At 64.6% G+C, this 16,808-nt stretch carries 11 protein-coding genes; 2 read left to right on the top strand and 9 right to left on the bottom strand.

All coding sequences use genetic code 11. The annotated features are described in order from the left end of the window. Positions 1–33 precede the first annotated feature (33 nt). From ACIG5A_RS29540 to ACIG5A_RS29520, 5 genes are all read right to left on the bottom strand, one after another. A complete protein-coding gene (locus ACIG5A_RS29540; RefSeq protein ID WP_397245820.1) occupies positions 34–1,026 on the bottom strand; it encodes an ABC transporter permease in 993 nt (330 codons plus the stop codon). Beyond that, positions 1,023–2,033 carry an ABC transporter permease gene (locus tag ACIG5A_RS29535; RefSeq protein ID WP_397245818.1) on the bottom strand — a complete coding sequence of 337 codons (1,011 nt, stop codon included), beginning with the start codon at positions 2,031–2,033 and terminating at the stop codon, positions 1,023–1,025. Before ACIG5A_RS29535 ends, ACIG5A_RS29540 begins: the two co-directional genes overlap by 4 nt. After that, positions 2,030–3,517, bottom strand: a complete 1,488-nt coding sequence (locus tag ACIG5A_RS29530; RefSeq protein ID WP_397245816.1) for a sugar ABC transporter ATP-binding protein — start codon at positions 3,515–3,517, stop codon at positions 2,030–2,032. Before ACIG5A_RS29530 ends, ACIG5A_RS29535 begins: the two co-directional genes overlap by 4 nt. Beyond that, positions 3,514–4,632, bottom strand: coding sequence for a Gfo/Idh/MocA family protein (locus ACIG5A_RS29525; RefSeq protein WP_397245813.1), 1,119 nt, complete (start codon positions 4,630–4,632; stop codon positions 3,514–3,516). Before ACIG5A_RS29525 ends, ACIG5A_RS29530 begins: the two co-directional genes overlap by 4 nt. Positions 4,633–4,722: 90 nt before the next feature. Beyond that, a complete protein-coding gene (locus ACIG5A_RS29520; RefSeq protein ID WP_397245811.1) occupies positions 4,723–5,649 on the bottom strand; it encodes a sugar phosphate isomerase/epimerase family protein in 927 nt (308 codons plus the stop codon). A 98-nt stretch (positions 5,650–5,747) separates the two neighbouring features. Between ACIG5A_RS29520 and ACIG5A_RS29515 the strand changes: the two genes are divergently transcribed. Then, positions 5,748–6,923: an ROK family protein gene (locus ACIG5A_RS29515; protein ID WP_397245809.1), complete on the top strand. Its 1,176-nt coding sequence runs from the start codon at positions 5,748–5,750 to the stop codon at positions 6,921–6,923. A gap of 271 nt (positions 6,924–7,194) precedes the next feature. Here the strand turns inward: ACIG5A_RS29515 and ACIG5A_RS29510 are convergent, their stop codons facing one another. From ACIG5A_RS29510 to ACIG5A_RS29500, 3 genes are all read right to left on the bottom strand, one after another. Then, positions 7,195–8,364, bottom strand: coding sequence for a hypothetical protein (locus ACIG5A_RS29510; protein WP_397245806.1), 1,170 nt, complete (start codon positions 8,362–8,364; stop codon positions 7,195–7,197). Between the two features lie 427 nt (positions 8,365–8,791). After that, positions 8,792–9,532, bottom strand: coding sequence for a hypothetical protein (locus tag ACIG5A_RS29505; protein ID WP_397245803.1), 741 nt, complete (start codon positions 9,530–9,532; stop codon positions 8,792–8,794). Continuing rightward, on the bottom strand, positions 9,504–10,367 hold the full coding sequence (locus tag ACIG5A_RS29500; protein WP_397245801.1) for an oxidoreductase: 864 nt from the start codon (positions 10,365–10,367) through the stop codon (positions 9,504–9,506). Before ACIG5A_RS29500 ends, ACIG5A_RS29505 begins: the two co-directional genes overlap by 29 nt. Before the next feature lie 139 nt (positions 10,368–10,506). Between ACIG5A_RS29500 and ACIG5A_RS29495 the strand changes: the two genes are divergently transcribed. Next, complete coding sequence (locus ACIG5A_RS29495; RefSeq protein ID WP_397245798.1) at positions 10,507–11,442, top strand: Lrp/AsnC family transcriptional regulator; 936 nt, start codon at positions 10,507–10,509, stop codon at positions 11,440–11,442. Between the two features lie 40 nt (positions 11,443–11,482). On the opposite strand, the gene ACIG5A_RS29490 is transcribed toward ACIG5A_RS29495, so the two are convergent. Next, entirely contained in the window at positions 11,483–16,375 is a 4,893-nt protein-coding gene (locus ACIG5A_RS29490; RefSeq protein ID WP_397245796.1) for an NAD-glutamate dehydrogenase, read from the bottom strand. Positions 16,376–16,808 lie beyond the last annotated feature (433 nt).

Genomic DNA, 16,808 nt, shown 5'->3' with positions numbered 1-16,808 from the left:
TGTTGTTTCTCCTTGGTACTGCGTGAGATTGGTCTAGGTGACCGGTTCCGGTTTGTGAAGTCGCAGCAGACGTCGCAGGCCCGCGCCGTGTGCGGCGTACGCGATCGCCGCGATGATGATCACGCCCTGGACTGCCGATTCGAGCCCGCCGGACACGCCGACGAGATGCAGCAGTGAGAACAGCGCTTCCAGCGACACCCCGCCCGCCGCCGCGGCGACGACAGAGCCGCGACCTCCGCCGAGGAGCACGCCGCCCAGGACGACGGCGGTAATGGCCCGGAATTCCAGGCCACGCCCGACCTGTGCGGATACTCCGGCGAAGCCGGCCAGCAGGATCGCTGCCAATGCGGCGAGCAGCCCAGACAATACGAACGCCAGCAGGTGCAGTCGGTCGACACGACCGCCAGCGAGGCGGACCGTCTCCTCGTTGTCGCCGACTGCCACCAATGTCCGCCCCTTGCCGCTGCGCATGAACAACGCCGCGCCCATGAGAACCGCGGTCAGGATGAGCACCGACCAGGGCACCTGTCCCGCTATCGGGAGATCGGCGCTGCCCCGCCCGAGCACTCGGAACGACGGCGTCAAGTCCCCCCGCGGAGCGCCACCGGTCCACAGGAACACCGCACCGTCGAGTATGAGCAGCATTCCGAGGGTCACTATGAACGACGGAACGAGGAGCTTCGTCGTAATGAGCCCGTTCACCAAGCCGACCAGGAGACCGAAACCGAATAGCAGCGGTACCACCCAGGCGATATTGCCGTCGTCGCCGTTGATCAAGCGCGCCGCGATGACGACCTCCGCGGTCACCAGCGACCCGACCGAGAGGTCGAAGCCACCGGACACGACAACGAAGTACTGTCCGATCGCGAGAATCACCAGGGGGGCCGCACGTTTGAGCAGTGCCAGATAGCCGGTTACCTCGGTGTAGGCGGACCCAGTGAATGCCAGTGCCACCACCAGTACGACGAGGACTGTCAAGACCGGACCCGTGCCCTCGGCAAGTCTCGGACGCCACGTCACGCTCATGATGTCTTCTCCGACAGCATGCGGCGGGCGTACATCGCCACGGCAATGATCAGCACGACACCGCGCACGACATTCTTGAAGAAGGGATCTACGGCGAGGTCGTCGAAGATGGTGTCCAACGTCGCCAGGATGAGAACTCCACCGACAGTGCCGATGACGCCGCCGCGCCCCCCGCTCAGCGCCGCACCGCCCAGCACGGTCGCGGCGATGGATTCCAGGTCGTATCCGGCGTCGGTACCGACCCAGGGCGCACCCGAACCGAGGCGCGAGGCCAAGAACACCCCGGCCAGTCCGGCCATCAGCGCGCACAGTATGTGCGCGATGACTATCGTGCGTGCGGTTCGCACACCCGACAGCCGGGCGACATCGACGTCACCCCCGACCGCGTACATGTGATAGCCGGTCCGGGTACGTCGCATGTACCACCACGCACCCGCCGCGATCAGCAACATCAGCAACGCCGCGAGCGGGACCGGTCCGATCCGGTCGTATCCGAGGTGTTCGAACGCGCGCGGCACGCTCCCCGCGGGACCGGTGTAATTCTCCTGCAGATATCCACGCAAGATCAGTGCCACCCCCAGCGTGGCGATGAAGGCATTTGCCCGCAGCACGGTAATCACCAGCCCATTGAGCAACCCGACCACCGCGGCGACCGCCAGCGCCGCCGCTACCCCCGGCACGACCATCTCAAGCCGACCGGCCATCGTTTGTGCCGCCACCAACGAACACAATCCGATCAGGTAGGCCACCGACAGATCCAACGACCCGGTGACCACGACGATGGTCTGCCCGACCGCGACCAGACCGAGCACCGTGCTGCGCGTGAGGATGTTGAAGATGCCGCCCTCATCCAGCAGCACCCCGCCCCGCAAGCCCACCAAAATGCTGCCGATCACGAGCAGCGCTGCCAGCGCCAGGTACACCGATACAGTCGGCGTGAACGAGAACCCTCGCTCCGAGGTGAAGGCGCGGCGCATGACCGGGATCCTTTCTGCCACGGTGCTCATGCGACCTCTCCGATCCGGTGACCGGTGGCCAGCCCCATCACTGCGGCTTCGGATGCGTTGGCGGGCAACTCGCCCGCGAGGACGCCCTGATGCATGACGAGGATCCGATCACTCATGCCGATCAACTCGGGAAGGTCGGACGAGATCATCAGGACCGCCACACCGTCGCTGGCCAAAGTGCGAAGCAGTTGGTAGACAGCCTGTTTGGCGCCGACGTCTATCCCTCGCGTCGGTTCGTCCACGATCAGGACAGTCGGCCGCACCGCGAGCCATTTGCTCAACACAACCTTCTGCTGATTACCACCGGACAGGTACCGCACCTCCTGCTGCGGACCACGCGCCGCGACCGCGACCATGTTCAGCAGCCCGATCAGATCCGATGTCCGCCGTGCTGCTGTCCCTTTCAATCCGGCGCGGCGCACCAGCAGTACGTTGTCCCGCACCGACTGTCGCAGCGCTAGCCCGTTGCCTTTGCGGTCCTCGGTGACATACCCGATTCCACTGCGCACCGCGGTGCGCGGGTTCGAGATTCGCCTCGGTTTGCCATCCAGTTCGAGGACACCGCTGGTGAAAGGCTCCAAGCCCCAGATGGCCCTGGCGATGGCCGATCGGCCGGATCCCTGTAGCCCTGCCAGCCCTACGATCTCCCCTGCTCGCACCTCGAACGTCAGATCGCGCACCCGCCCGTTGCCCGCGCCGCGAAGGGCGATGCGAACCTGCCCGGGTTCGCTCGCCCGTTCGGGGTACAGCGTGGCGAGCGGGCGGCCGACCATGTGCCGCACCAGCTGATCGGAGGTCAACTCGCCGGTTGGTGAACACGCCACGAACGCACCGTCTTTCAGCACCGTGACGCGCTGGCTCAGGTCGAACACCTCCCGCATCCGATGCGAGACGTAGAGGATCGCCATCCCGCGGTCCCGCAGCCGCGACACCAAGCCGTACAGCAGCGCAACCTCGTGCTCGGCCAGCGCCGCGGTCGGCTCGTCCATCGCGAGCACCACCGCGTCGGTGGATAGCGCCTTCACGATCTCCACGACCTGTCGCTGCGCCACAGACAGCCCAGCGACTTCGGCCCCCGGTTCGATGCCCTCTTCCCCCACCCACTCGAGCAATCGCCGGGTCTCGGACTCCATTGCTCGCCGGTCGACCCGCCCGCGCCGCACAGGTTCACGCCCCAGAAAGACGTTCTGCGCGACGGTCCGGTGCGGAAGCAGGTTCAGTTCCTGATGGATGATCGCGATCCCGGCGGCCTGCGCGGCGCGTGGTGCGGAGAAGACAATTTCGTTGCCCCCCAACAGAATCCGGCCGGTGTCCGGCCGGTGCACACCTGCCAGTACCTTGAGCAGTGTCGACTTGCCCGCCCCGTTCTCGCCCATCAGCGCGTGCACCTCGCCCGCCCGCAGGTCCAGATCCACCCCACGCAGCACCGGGACACCCAGGAAACTCTTGGTGATGCCTTCCAGCCGCACCAGTACCTCACTCATGGGAGCACCTCGTTCCACTCCCCGCCGCTCGCGGCCGAGCGCAAGACGGCTTCGGTGATACGGACAGCCCGGAGCCCGTCCTCGAAGGTGGGCAGCCCGTCGGCGGGGTCCTCGCCCCGAATGGCGCGGTAGGTGTCGCCGACGAAGGCGTCGAAGCAGTCCTGATAGCCCTGCGCGTGGCCGGCGGGCAGCCGCGAGTACCGGGCAGCCTGCGCGGACAGCGCGTCGGGATCGCGGAGCAGCACCAGATTTCCTCTGCGGCGCCCCACCCACAGTCGTTCCGGGTCCTCCTGATCGAAGCCGAAACTCGTTTGCGTACCCGACACTTCGATGTGCAGACGATTCTTGCGACCGGCCGCCACTTGCGAAACGAGGAGAGTGCCGACCACGCCGGATTCAGTCGTGAAGTGCACCGACGCAACGTCTTCCGTGGAGACCTCACGCCGCTCATGGACGACCAGGGTCTGCGCGGACAACCGCGCGATACGGTCGCCGGTAATGAATTCCATCAGGTCGCACCAGTGCGATCCGATATCGGCGAAAGCCCGTGATGGTCCGCCCAATTCAGCATCGACACGCCAGTCGTCGTCGGTCGATTCGGACAACCAGTCCTGCAAATAACCGCCGCTGACCGTCGACAAGACCCCCGCCTCACCGGCAGCCAGTCGTTGCCGCATTTCGCGGATCATCGGATGGAATCGGTACACGAACGGCACGGTAGCCACTCGCCCGCTCGCGGCGCCCACCAAGGCGGCCGCGTCGGCTTCCCTTGTCGCAAGCGGCTTTTCGCAGATCACATGGACACCGGCCGCCAGCGCGGCGAGCGTCACGCTCACATGCACGGTGTTCGGCGCACAAACATGGAGCACGTCGATCTCCGCGTCGGACAACAACGCGTCCAGGCTCGGATAGCCGCGGCCTGCGCCCAGTGCCGCCGCGGCGGCGTCGGCGGTGAACGGGCTGCTCGACGCAACCGCGACAACCTGGCCGCCCGCGCGGCGCACGGACTCGGCGTGCACCCGGCCCATGAATCCCGCACCGACCACCGCTGCCCGCACCGTAGGAGAACCCGCACGGCCATTCCGGGCGACCGATGTTCTATGCGTCACATTCATATGGCGAACAGTAGGACCACTTTCGTCGGTAGTCAATCAAAAGTAGGAGTTCCGATGGCAATTCGATGCCGTCGCTCGCACGAGACGCCGTCAACCGCCGAGACGGGCGATCTCAGTGCGCAGAAACTCCAGGCTGTCGACGGCGAGGGCATCCTGCGACACCGCAACAGGGCGCCACGAACAGGCAGCGGTGGCGAGCGCGGGAACCTCAGGCGTAAACGACTCGACACACAGTGGACCGCGGTAGCCGGAGCGAGCCAGAGCGCGCAGAAACGCGGCCCAGTCCTGGCCATCCCGCCCCGGCGCGCCCCGGTCGTTACCAGCGACCTGCACGTGGGCGATGCGCGCACCAGCGGCCGAAACCGCAGCGGCACAGGAGGATTGCTCGATATTCATGTGATAGGTGTCGAGCGCGAGACCCCACCCCTGTTCGGGCAGCCCCTCCAACGCCTCCAACGCCTGCTCGACTGTGTTGAGCAGGCTGGTCTCATACCGATTCAGCGGCTCCACCGCGATCCGAACCGCCTTCGACGCCGCGTACTCGACGACAGGGGCGAGGCCGACACGCAGCTGCGCGTAGACCTGCGCCCTATCCTCAATCCACCACCTACGGCCGACCGAGCTGTATGCCGGGCCAGCCGCCACGGGACTACCGACGATCGCCGCCACATCCACGACATGGCGCAGGTATACCTGCGTCTCCGACGCCTGATCCGCGTCGAGCAGATCTCGGCCAGGCGGCATGACCAGGCACAACGACGCCTTCAGGCCGATCTCGGCCAGAAGATCCGACGCTTGGTGCGGATCCCAGTCGCCCGGCGATTCCACGGGCAACTCGACAACATCGAAGCCCCAATCGCGAATCTTCGGAGCGAGTGCGGCCAAGTCACGATTGGTCAGCGGCGAGGCCCAAACCCAGGTGTTGATCCCAATATCCCACATGGACCGAACGTAGCCAGCACTTATGGTGCGGTCAACACAGAAGTCCAGAATATGCCGACTAAAGCCGAACAGCATGACTACTTCTTGTCAGTGCGGCGAAGGTATTGGTTCATAGATGAACACAACATGACCCGCCTCATCACAAAGCCTTCGTGGTCTGATTAACTTGACAGGTGGCCGAACTACTCGCATCCAACGCAGCCTCACCAGGACACCTGCTGCAACTGCTGCGCGATGGGAAACCGCGCACGCGCGCCGATCTGTCCTCGGCGACGGGGCTATCCCGCTCCACTGTGCGCACTCGCCTCGACATGCTCATGCACGCCGGACTCGTCAGCGAAGCAGACACCGGCGTCTCGACCGGTGGACGGCCCGCCGACCTGTTCGTGTTCAATACTCGCGCGCGCGTGGTCCTCACCGCGGAAGTCGGCGCGACTCACGCCATCATCGCGGTCAACGACCTTACGGGCGCGACCCTCGCGGTACACAAGTTGTCTCTCGACATCTCCGCCGGTCCCGATACCGTCCTCACGACACTGGTCGAGCAGTGGCATGCTCTGCTCGCCCAGTTGGCAACTCCCGCATCGCAAGTCGCAGGTGTTGGCATCGGACTTCCCGGACCGGTCGAGCATGCCACCGGCCGCCCTACCAATCCCCCGATAATGCCCGGCTGGAATGGCTACAACGTGCCCGCCCGCGTGCAGGCCGACTTCGATGTTCCCGTACTCGTCGACAACGAGGTCAACCTGATGGCACTCGGCGAGCACAACACCGCCTACCCCGACACCGACCATCTGATCTTGGTCAAAATCGCGACCGGGATCGGCGCCGGCCTGATCAGCAACTACCGGCTGCACCGCGGCACGGCCGGCGCCGCAGGCGATATCGGCCACATCCGTGTGCACAACTCCCCCGATGTACCGTGCCGCTGCGGCAACACCGGCTGCCTCGAAGCGATCGCCGGCGGCAGCGCCATCGCCGCACTCCTCAGAGACAAAGGGCTGCATGTCGACACCAACGCGGAGATCGTCGACGTCGTCCGCGGCGGCGATATCGTCGCAGGGCAAGTCCTGCGCGAGGCGGGTCGCAGTATCGGCGAGGTACTCGCGGCGTGCGTCAACATGTTCAACCCCGCCCTGATCGTCGTCAGCGGCAGCCTGGCGCAGGCCGGCGAACTCCTCCTCGCAGGCATTCGCGAGTCCATCTACCGACGATCACTGCCCCTGGCCACGGAGAATCTGCGCATCGTCCACTCGCAAACCGGCGACCAAGCGGGCGTCATCGGAGCCGCCGTCATGGTGATCCAGGAAATCCTGAACCCCTCGGCAGTAGACCGGCAACTCGCCTGACAAGTGCATGCGCAACTGCGCGCCAGCGGCATCTCCCAGCCGAGCTGTGCGAATGGATCGAATCGAAACCAGAGATGGACCCCACCACCGATGCCGCAGGCTACGGCGGCTGACTGCATCCCGCTGGCGGGCGACCAGTTCCGTCCGATCTTGTGACGGATTTTGGTGCCTGTCGGCCGACAGCGCAACGCCGAACCTGCCGACGTCGGGTCGCCGCGATCGGCGGACGCGAGTCCGAACACGGCCGGTAACTCGGCCCGGCCATTGGAGGTCAGAGGGCCGCTGGATCAGGCACATGACCGGGCATAATTCTTGCGGCAGAACCTGGTTGCTCATCCGCGCGTTTGACCCGCTCGTACAATTCCAGGACCGGCCGCAGAGCCGGATCGAGGACTGAGTCCCGTCGCAACGCGAGATGCCCGAGGATGTCGCCAGCGCGCAAGTACATGTGGTCCAGGGGGCTCAAATAGCGGTCGCCCCAGCGGATGTCGGCGACCGCATAGCGCCGTAGCAGCGCGACGTCAACGCGCGACCGGTCGCCGGCGCGCGGGCGACCGTCAGGGGCATGGAGCCAATGCATTTCGACGAGCAGTAGTTCGCGCACCAACACCACCATCATCACGTCGTCGGCGTGCGTGCGGCGGCGCTCGTGCGCTCGGATCACCGCCAGCGACCGGCTGATTCCGGATATTTCCTCGTAGCTGGTACTCGACATCCACGACCGTAGCCCGAGCACCGACGCACGCCGCTCCAATTCGGCCAGGCCCGGCAACCTCGGACCGAGTCCGGGTATCAGCCGACACCACCACGGCCGGTAAACCACTCGCGCGATATCGACGAACAGCGACCACCACAGGCCGAAATTCATATCGGTGTGCCCGGCTGGATGTATCGCGCTGTGCCCCGGCGGCAACGGCATCCGCACGACCTTGCGACGCAATGCCGCCGACGTCAGCACGCCGAAGTCGACGCGAACCCCATTGTCGCGCAGGAACGTCAACACCCACCACAGGATGTGCCCTTGCACCCACTGGCGGCCCTGGGCACCTACATAGGAGTCACGGAACAGATGAATGAGCCGATCGGGGTTGCTCAGCTCATCACCGATGAGGCGGGCCGCGCGCGCCTCAGGAAGCGGCGGAGCCCGGCGTGGACCTGACACCGCGCTCGCACTGAAGTCGGGATCGCTCGACCGCGCCGAAGAATGAGCCTTTACCAGTGAGAACGCCGCCACCGCGGCCCAAGCGCCTTCCAACAACAGGAAGCCCCAGTCGTGACCCAGATACGCGAGCGCGGCGAGCAACGCCCCACCCACCGCGTTGAGCGTCAGATACGTGGTCGATGAGCCCGTCAGCACACCATGCTGTGCGGCGATGAAAGCAGCCAAGAGAATCAGGGCACCGGCGACTTGCAGGATCTGGCTTATCGATGAAATCGTCACATGCACTTCCTGATTCGCTAATCCCGTTGTAGCACAACGAGTTCCCCGTGCCGACGCACAGGCTAACAACGAGGCGTATGCCACCGAACTCGACTTGTCAGTGGTGGGAACCGCACCGCCGCAACAAGGGGTGCCGTTCACAGTCATGTCACGAAGGCATGGCCCGCATCGAAGACCTCACTGCATCGCTATCTCACGTCAGCGGCCGAACAAGAACAGTGATCGCGCGGCAGCTACCTGGCCAAACAGGGCCTCATGTACCGGGTGACACGATCGTCACCGGCACCCCCGCCGAACGAACCTGACCGGGTCCAGCCACCTCGCTGACGCCGCCGGCTCGTAAGGCTCAGCCCGCTGCCGGTCGCAGGAATTCCAGTTCCTCAGCCGCTGCGAACTGGCAAGACGCTGAATCCCTTCCACTCCGCCCTCAACTCGTGCTTGTGGGGGACACTTCGGTCTCACGCCCGGCGACCATGCTGCGAACCTGCTGCGCGGCAACCGATAGCTGGGCCAGATCGCAGGTGGCGGCGGTGACGATCTCGTCGAGGACGGTGCGCGAGCGTTCGATCCGGTGGCGATTGACCGACTCCCAGTAGGCAATTTTCTCCGCGGCGCTGTCGGATGACTCGGCGGCACGCAGAACGTCCATGGTCAGCAGTCGCAGTGACGCGTAGAGCTCGTCACGCACCGAAAGCCGGGCCAGCGATTGCCAGCGGTCGCCCCGATCGAGCTCCCCGATCGCATTCAGGAGTCGCTCGATCTCGAAGTGATCGGCGAGAGAAAAATACAGTCGCGCTACGCCGTCGGAATACTTCCAGATCTTCGAGCCGATGAAACCGACCACGGTGTCCACGCCCAACATCGCGGCCGCCCGTGCGGTATCGGCCATCTCCAGCGCGGCGCGGCGCCGCACCCCCTCGGGTTCGCCGTCGGCCCATACCCTGGACGGCAGGATCGCTCGATGCCGGAAGTCGATCGGATCGACGCAGATGGCTTGGCCTACAAAAAGATTGGAGATCGCGTACACCGTCTGCCCGTACACCGTCATCCCGAAGATGCGATAGAGCCGAAGTTTCCAGTGTCCCAGTCCCCGTCGTTTTGGACGATGAGCAAGTCGTGGTTGACGGTGCGGACCAATCTCAGCGGCCGATGCTGTCGAGTTGCTCAAGGGCGTCGACGGGTAGTTTCAGATCGACAGCGGCGATGTTTTGGCGTAGGTGGTCGCGGGAAGACGTGCCGGGGATGACGATGGAGGTGGTCGAGCGCTGCAGCAGCCACGCCAGAGCGACCTGCTGGCGGGGGGCACCCAAACGGATTGCGACCTCGGACAGCGCATCGGACTGCAGCGGGCTGAAACCGCCCAGCGGGAAGAACGACGCGAACACGATGCCCTCGCGTGCGGTTCTGTCGACGAGCTCGTCGTCCTCGCGATACGCCAGGTTGTAGAGGTTCTGCACCGCTACAACCGGAGCTATGGACTGCGCTTCGGTCAGCTGCACCGAGGACACTCCGCTGAGTCCCAGGTGACGGATCAGCCCCCTGTCGCGGAGCTCGGCCAGCGCGGTGAACTCCGGTGCTATCGAGTCCTGACCGGCAGCGTTGGCTTCATCGGACCGGTACCGCAGGTAGACCACGTCGAGAACATCGACACCGAGATGGTCGAGATTTTCGTACACTTCAGCACGCAAATCGTCCACTGAAGGAGAACGCGACCATTCACCGTTCGCACCACGTCGGGCACCGACCTTCGTAGCGATGGTGATGCCGTCATACGGATGCAACGCCTCGTTGATGATCTCGTTGGTGATCGTCGGCCCATACGCCTCGGCGGTATCGATGTGGGTGACACCAAGCTCGACAGCCTCGCGCAGAACGGCCACGGCCTCAGCCCGATCGTGAGGTGGGCCGAATGCGTTCGGTCCTGACAGCTGCATCGCACCGTATCCCATACGGGTAATGGTCAGGCCTGGCGCCGGAGACAGCGTTTCGAGCGTCTCAACCATCAACAGCCTCCTCGAGTCGGTTGTCGTTCATTCGGGCGACACTCTGGGCGATTCACAATCCTTTGCCACGGTGACATCGCACAATCGAGAACATCAAGCCGTCCGGTCGGAATGCACAATAACCATCAATCGAGAGGCAATGATGGGCGGAAATCCTCATTTCGACGACGTCGATCGCGAGTTGGTCACCATCTTGCACCGGGATGGCCGAGCCTCGTTTCGCGCCGTCGCCAGCGAACTCGATATCTCCGAGCAGGCAGTCGCTCGCCGCTTCCATCGCCTCGCGACCTCCGGGCTACTGCGGGTCACCGCGCTGCCCGCACCCCACGCCCTCGGTGTGGTGCACCTGATCCTGCGGATGCGCGCCGAAGGCGGCACAGCATCGCGGGTCGCCGCCGCCGTGGCGGCTCGCGTCGACACCCCGTGGGTCGACATGCTCGCCGGGCAGGCCGACCTCACTTTCACGACACACACCCGTCCCGATGGCGGCGATATCGCTGGTCTCCTCGACGCTCTGTCCCGCACCACCGGCGTCCGCGAACTGATCCCATCGTTCGTACTCCGCATATTCACCAGCCCCGCCAGCTGGTTCGACCAGACCCCCGCCCTCGACGCCTTCGACCACCGATTGATCGCCGCACTCCAGGTCGACGCCCGCGCCAACTACAGCGACCTGGCCGCCCGGCTCGCTACCACTGCCCCAACCGTCCGGCGTCGACTGGACCGCCTCCGCGAGCAACATATCCTCGATATCGTCACTGAATACCCGCTCGCATTGGTCGGCTACCCGATCGAGACGATGATCTGGATATCGGTCGCCCCGGGGGCTATCGAAACCGTAGGTTCCGCTCTCGCTGCCGACCCTCGTGTCCGATTTGCGGCGTCGATCACCGGACCCGCCAACTTGATGGTCGCGACCTATCACCGCGACACCAGCGATCTGTACCGCATGCAGACCAACACACTCGGCGGCCTCGATGGCATCCAACACTTCGAGATCACCCCGATAGTGCGTACCGTCAAACGCCACGGCCTGCTCCGCAACGGCAGCCTGATCTCGAGCGAGCAACGGTGACGTCAAATCACCGATACACCCGGTTGAACCGTCGACGCCATCAGCTCGTGCTCGTAGCGGACACTTCGGTCTCACGCCCGGCGACCATGCTGCGAACCTGCTGCGCGGCAACCGATAGCTGGGCCAGATCGCAGGTGGCGGCGGTGACGATCTCGTCGAGGACGGTGCGCGAGCGTTCGATCCGGTGGCGATTGACCGACTCCCAGTAGGCAATTTTCTCCGCGGCGCTGTCGGATGACTCGGCGGCACGCAGAACGTCCATGGTCAGCAGTCGCAGTGACGCGTAGAGCTCGTCACGCACCGAAAGCCGGGCCAGCGATTGCCAGCGGTCGCCCCGATCGAGCTCCCCGATCGCATTCAGGAGTCGCTCGATCTCGAAGTGATCGGCGAGAGAAAAATACAGTCGCGCTACGCCGTCGGAGTCCTGGTCCATGATCTCGGCGATGTCGACGACATCCAGCAACGGGAACAGATGGATCAACCGGAACACCTGCTCGGCCAGTTCCCGGGGCGCTCCCCGCTCGATCGCGCTGCGCGACAACCGATCTGCCGAACTGTCATGCCGAACCGGCACGATTGTCGTCAACGCGTGGATACCGCTGCGATAGCGGGTGATATCGGCATCGACGGCCAGGGGCTGGGGCCGCGTCGCCAGCAGCCAGCGCGCGGCACGGACAAGGGTGCGTCTGGTTTCCAACTCCAGTTCGTCGCGGGTCGCCGTGGGCATCGGGGTGGTCCGGATGCGCTGCCAGAGGGAGTGCAGTTCGAAGATCGCGGCCGCGGCAGTGAAAGCACGCACCGCGTCATCTGTGGTGACACCGTTCTGCTCGGCGAGCAAGAACGCGTAAGCGAGCCCCCCGAAGTCGACCATGTCATTGATCAGGGTGGTGGCAACGATCTCACGGCGCAACGGATGGCACCGAATGGCAGCGCCATAGCGGCCGCGCAGCGGTGCCGGAAAGTAGGTGGGCAGAACGGCGGCGAAGGCAGCACTGTCGGGCAACTTCCCAGACAGCAGATTGGCCTTCAGCGAAAGTTTCACGTGCGCTAGAAGATTCGCCAACTCCGGCGACGTGAGCCCGCGTCCTTCGGCTATCCGGCGCCGCATATCGGCATCCGACGGCAGCGCCTCCAATTGCCGGTCGATTCCGTGCCCGCTCTCCAGGGCACTCAGCACCCGCCGGTGCACTCCCGCCATAGCGTCGGCCTCGGCACGGCACAACCCCAATTGAATGTTCTGCGAGAAGTTCTCACGCAGGACGAGTTCGGCCACTTCCTCGGTCATGTCGCGAAGCAACTGGTCACGATCGCCGACCGAAATGCCGTCCGCTTCGGCGGAATCGAGCAGGATTTTGATGTTGACTTCGTGATCGGAGCAGTTCACCCCGGCGGAGTTGTCGAAGGCGTCGGAGGTGATCCGCCCACCGCGCCGGGCGAATTCGACTCGGCCGAGTGCGGTGAGGCCGAGGTTGCCGCCCTCTCCGATCACCGCGACTCTCAATTCGTCAGCATTCACCCGCACCGCATCGTTGGACTTGTCACCGGCGTCAGTGTGGGATTCCGCCGATGCCTTCACATAGGTGCCGATGCCGGCATTCCACAGCAGGTCGACCGGCGCCCGCAGGATCGCCTGGATCAGCTTCGGCGGCGCCAGCGCAGTCACTGCGGAGTCGATGCCCAGCACAGTCCTGACTTCGGGACTGACCGGAATGAGCTTGGCGGTGCGGTCGTATACTCCGCCACCCGCGCTGATCAGCGAGTTATCGTAGTCGGCCCACGACGACCGCGGCAGTGCGAATATCCGCTGCCGCTCACGATACGAGGCCGACGCGTCCGGATGCGGATCCAAGAATATGTGCCGGTGATCGAACGCCGCCACCAGGTGGATGTGCTCCGACAGCAGCATCCCGTTGCCGAATACATCGCCGGACATGTCGCCGACGCCCACCACCGTGAAATCGGTTGTCTGCGTATCCCTGTCCATTTCGGCGAAGTGCCGCTTGACACTCTCCCACGCCCCCTTGGCGGTGATACCCATCGCCTTGTGATCGTATCCGGCCGACCCACCCGAGGCGAACGCATCACCCAGCCAGAACCCGTAGCTCGCGGCCACCTCATTGGCGATATCGGAGTACGTCGCCGTGCCCTTGTCCGCTGCCACCACCAAGTACGTATCGTCACCGTCGCGACGCACGACCCGTGGCGGCGGCACGACCCCGCCGCTCGCGTGATCCACGTTGTCGGTCACATCCAACAGCCCCGAGATGAACGTGCGGTAGCACACCACGCCTTCCGCGGCCAACGCCTGCCGATCCGCGACCGGATCACCGGTCGCGGATGGCGGTTGTTTGACCACGAACCCGCCCTTCGCGCCGACCGGCACGATCACCGCGTTCTTCACCGCCTGTGCTTTCACCAGCCCGAGGATCTCGGTGCGGAAGTCCTCCAAACGGTCCGACCACCGCAATCCACCGCGGGCCACCGAACCGAACCTCAGATGCACACCCTCCACTCGCGGCGAATACACAAAGATCTCGAACTGCGGCTTCGGCCTAGGCAATTCGTCGATCTCGCGAGAATCGAACTTGAAGGACAGATATTCCGGCGGCTTCGCATCGTCGCCGCGGCGATAGAAATTGGTACGCAAGGTGGCGGTGATCAGGCTCAGCATGGCACGCAAGATGCGATCGGCGTCCAAGCCCATCACCGCGTCGATCTCTGCCCGAACACGGCTCGCGATCCTGTCGGCCGGCTCGGCGGCGGCCGCATCGGCTCTGTCGGGATCGAAATAGGCAGCGAACAGCTCGGCGAACAAGCGCGCGATCACCGAGCCTGCCAGCAGGACACGGATGATGTTGCGGTGTGCGTAGGCAAACCCGGCCTGGCGCAGATACTTCGCGTAAGCCCGCAACATGGTGACCTCTCGCCAGTCCAGCCCCGCACTCAGGATCAGCTCATTGAGCCCGTCAACCTCTGCGCGGCCGGTCCACATGGCCACGACTGCCTCAGCAACTCGTTGCCGGACGTCACCGCCCGGTACAAGCATGGAGGGATCTGCGAGTCCGTCCCCTTCAACCAGATCAACTACGTCGCCGAACGGTGCCGTCGGAACTCGCAACCCGAAATCGTAGATCCACCGCGTCGATCCGTCCCGGCGAACGATGGGATACGGTCGCTCGTCCACCACCTCCACCCCCAGGCTCTGCAGTACCGGCAGCACACGACTCAGCGATACGCCGTCACCATTGACGTAGAGGACGAATCGCCATGTGCCCGGCGCAGATCCCACCACCTTGTGCAGATCGACGTCGATATCTCCCACGCCGAGCGGCTCGAGCCGCCGGAGGTCGCCGACCGCGCGGGCAGGTTCGTGCTCCTGCTGATAGCTGCCGGGGAAGGCGGAGGCGTACTCCTGTGCGAGCGCTTGCGATACGCCGGGGCTGGTAGCGGCTTCAGCGATCAAGCGGTCGGCCCACGTGCGAGTGGTGGCGAACAACAGCTCCTGGATCCGCTCACGATCGGACTCGGAAACAACCTGCCCATCTTCGTCGAAGCGGCGATGAATCGTGAAATACACGACGGCAAGTTCCGATTCGCTGGCGCGCGCCGAAAAGGTGATCTGCTCGGCGTCGAATTCCGCTGCCAAAACGTCCTGCATCCGCAGCCGCACCTCGGTCGAGTACCGGTCGCGCGGCAGGTACACCAGGCAGTGGATCGCCCCGGCGCGGACATCCTGGCGCACGAACAACTGAAGGCGGCGCCGTAGACCCAAATTCGCTACAGCGGAGACCATTTCGAACAATCGCCGGATATCGGTAGCAAACAACTCCGTGCGTGGAAACGACTGCATCACCTCGAGCATCGCCTGGCCGGAGAAGGAATTCAGTTCGAAACCTGCCCAGTCGATGACCTCGTGTACACGCTGGGCGACCACCGGAATATCGAGAATGTTCTCGTGCAAGCCGGCGACGGTGAACGTACCGACGATCACGTGCTCCCCCTTGACCAGCGCAACGGTGTCCCCGGCGGGTCCGAGCCGCTCGGACTCGTCGGCGCCATAGTCGGCAATGCTGATGAAGTGTGCGTCCCGGGAGCCTGGCAGCAGGGAGTTCACCAACCCACTGGTCACGCGCAAAACCGGCCGCTTGGCACCGAAGACCGGCAACGGTATCTCCGCGGCCGACTCGTCGCGCAGTACCCCCAACGCCGAGCCGGGCAACGGCCACGCATCGAGTTCGGCGTCGGGCCGAGGGGCGGATCGCCGCAACAAGTAGTACCCGTATCCAAGAACGGTGAAGCGTCCGTCGGCGAGCCAGCGCAGAAGGCGCGCGCATTCGGGCATTTCCTCGTCTCCGACGCGGTCCAGCCGATCGGCCAGCGCATGCACTGCGTCGACCATCGCCGGTGTGTCGTCGTGGACTCGCCGCAGATCTTCTAACAACGGTGGCACCGCCGCCTCGATACGGTCGAGCAGCGCCCCATCGACCGGCTGCCCCAACTGCAGATGCATCCACGATTCCCGGTGCATCCCTTCAGTACTCGCGCTGTCCCGACCGGTGTCCGCGGCGACAATCTCACGCGCCCGGCCCTGCTCGTCGCGTGCGACATCGAAGATCGGATGGATCACCTCGGTGACCTTCGCGCCCAGATACTGCAGGGCCGAGGTCACGGAGTCGACCAGCAGCGGCATGTCGTCGTTCACGATCTGGATCGCCGCGCCCAACCCACTGTCGTCGCCCGGCCGGTACACCCGGATTGCTGGACTTCCGGTACGTCGGACGTCCGCAAGCTCCAGATGACGGTCAACGATCTTGCCAGCCCGATCCGCGATCGCCAGAACCGTCGCATCCGGCCGTATCCAGCGAAAGTACGCGGCTGCCAACCCATGTGGATCAGACCCGACCCGACCCGGCTTCCGGGTTGTAACGGCCATGACGACTGCCTTTCGGAGAACGCTGCCTGAGCAGCACTTGTCGATACGTCGTTGAATGACGGTATGTTCGGCCCGGTGCTGGTCACGGCCGCGTTGTCACCAGTGAGAACTCCACAGGCGAAAGGAGATCCAGATCACGTAGCCGCAGCGGATTTACGCCATACTCGGCGGCTTCTGCCCGATCGATCTAGACGCCGAGCACCGTAAGATCGCCTCGATGGCCATCACGAACGCCCGGCCTCGGATCGTGGCCGTGGCGCTGGCGCCAGCAAGGTTGGGTCGGATGTCCTGGCACGCACCGTGATTCGACGAGTGATGATCGATACGTCGCCGATACCGATGCAGCAGTGACATATTCGCAGAACGACGGCGCGGATGCGGACACCACAGCCATCCGCTTTCGTTGCGGAACGCGGACGGCGTTCGCTGGTTG

This window comes from Nocardia sp. NPDC052566 (genome assembly GCF_044547285.1).
Classification (GTDB): domain Bacteria; phylum Actinomycetota; class Actinomycetes; order Mycobacteriales; family Mycobacteriaceae; genus Nocardia.
Note: the sequence above shows the minus strand (reverse complement) of the source record. Positions and strands in the feature narration are given on the sequence as shown.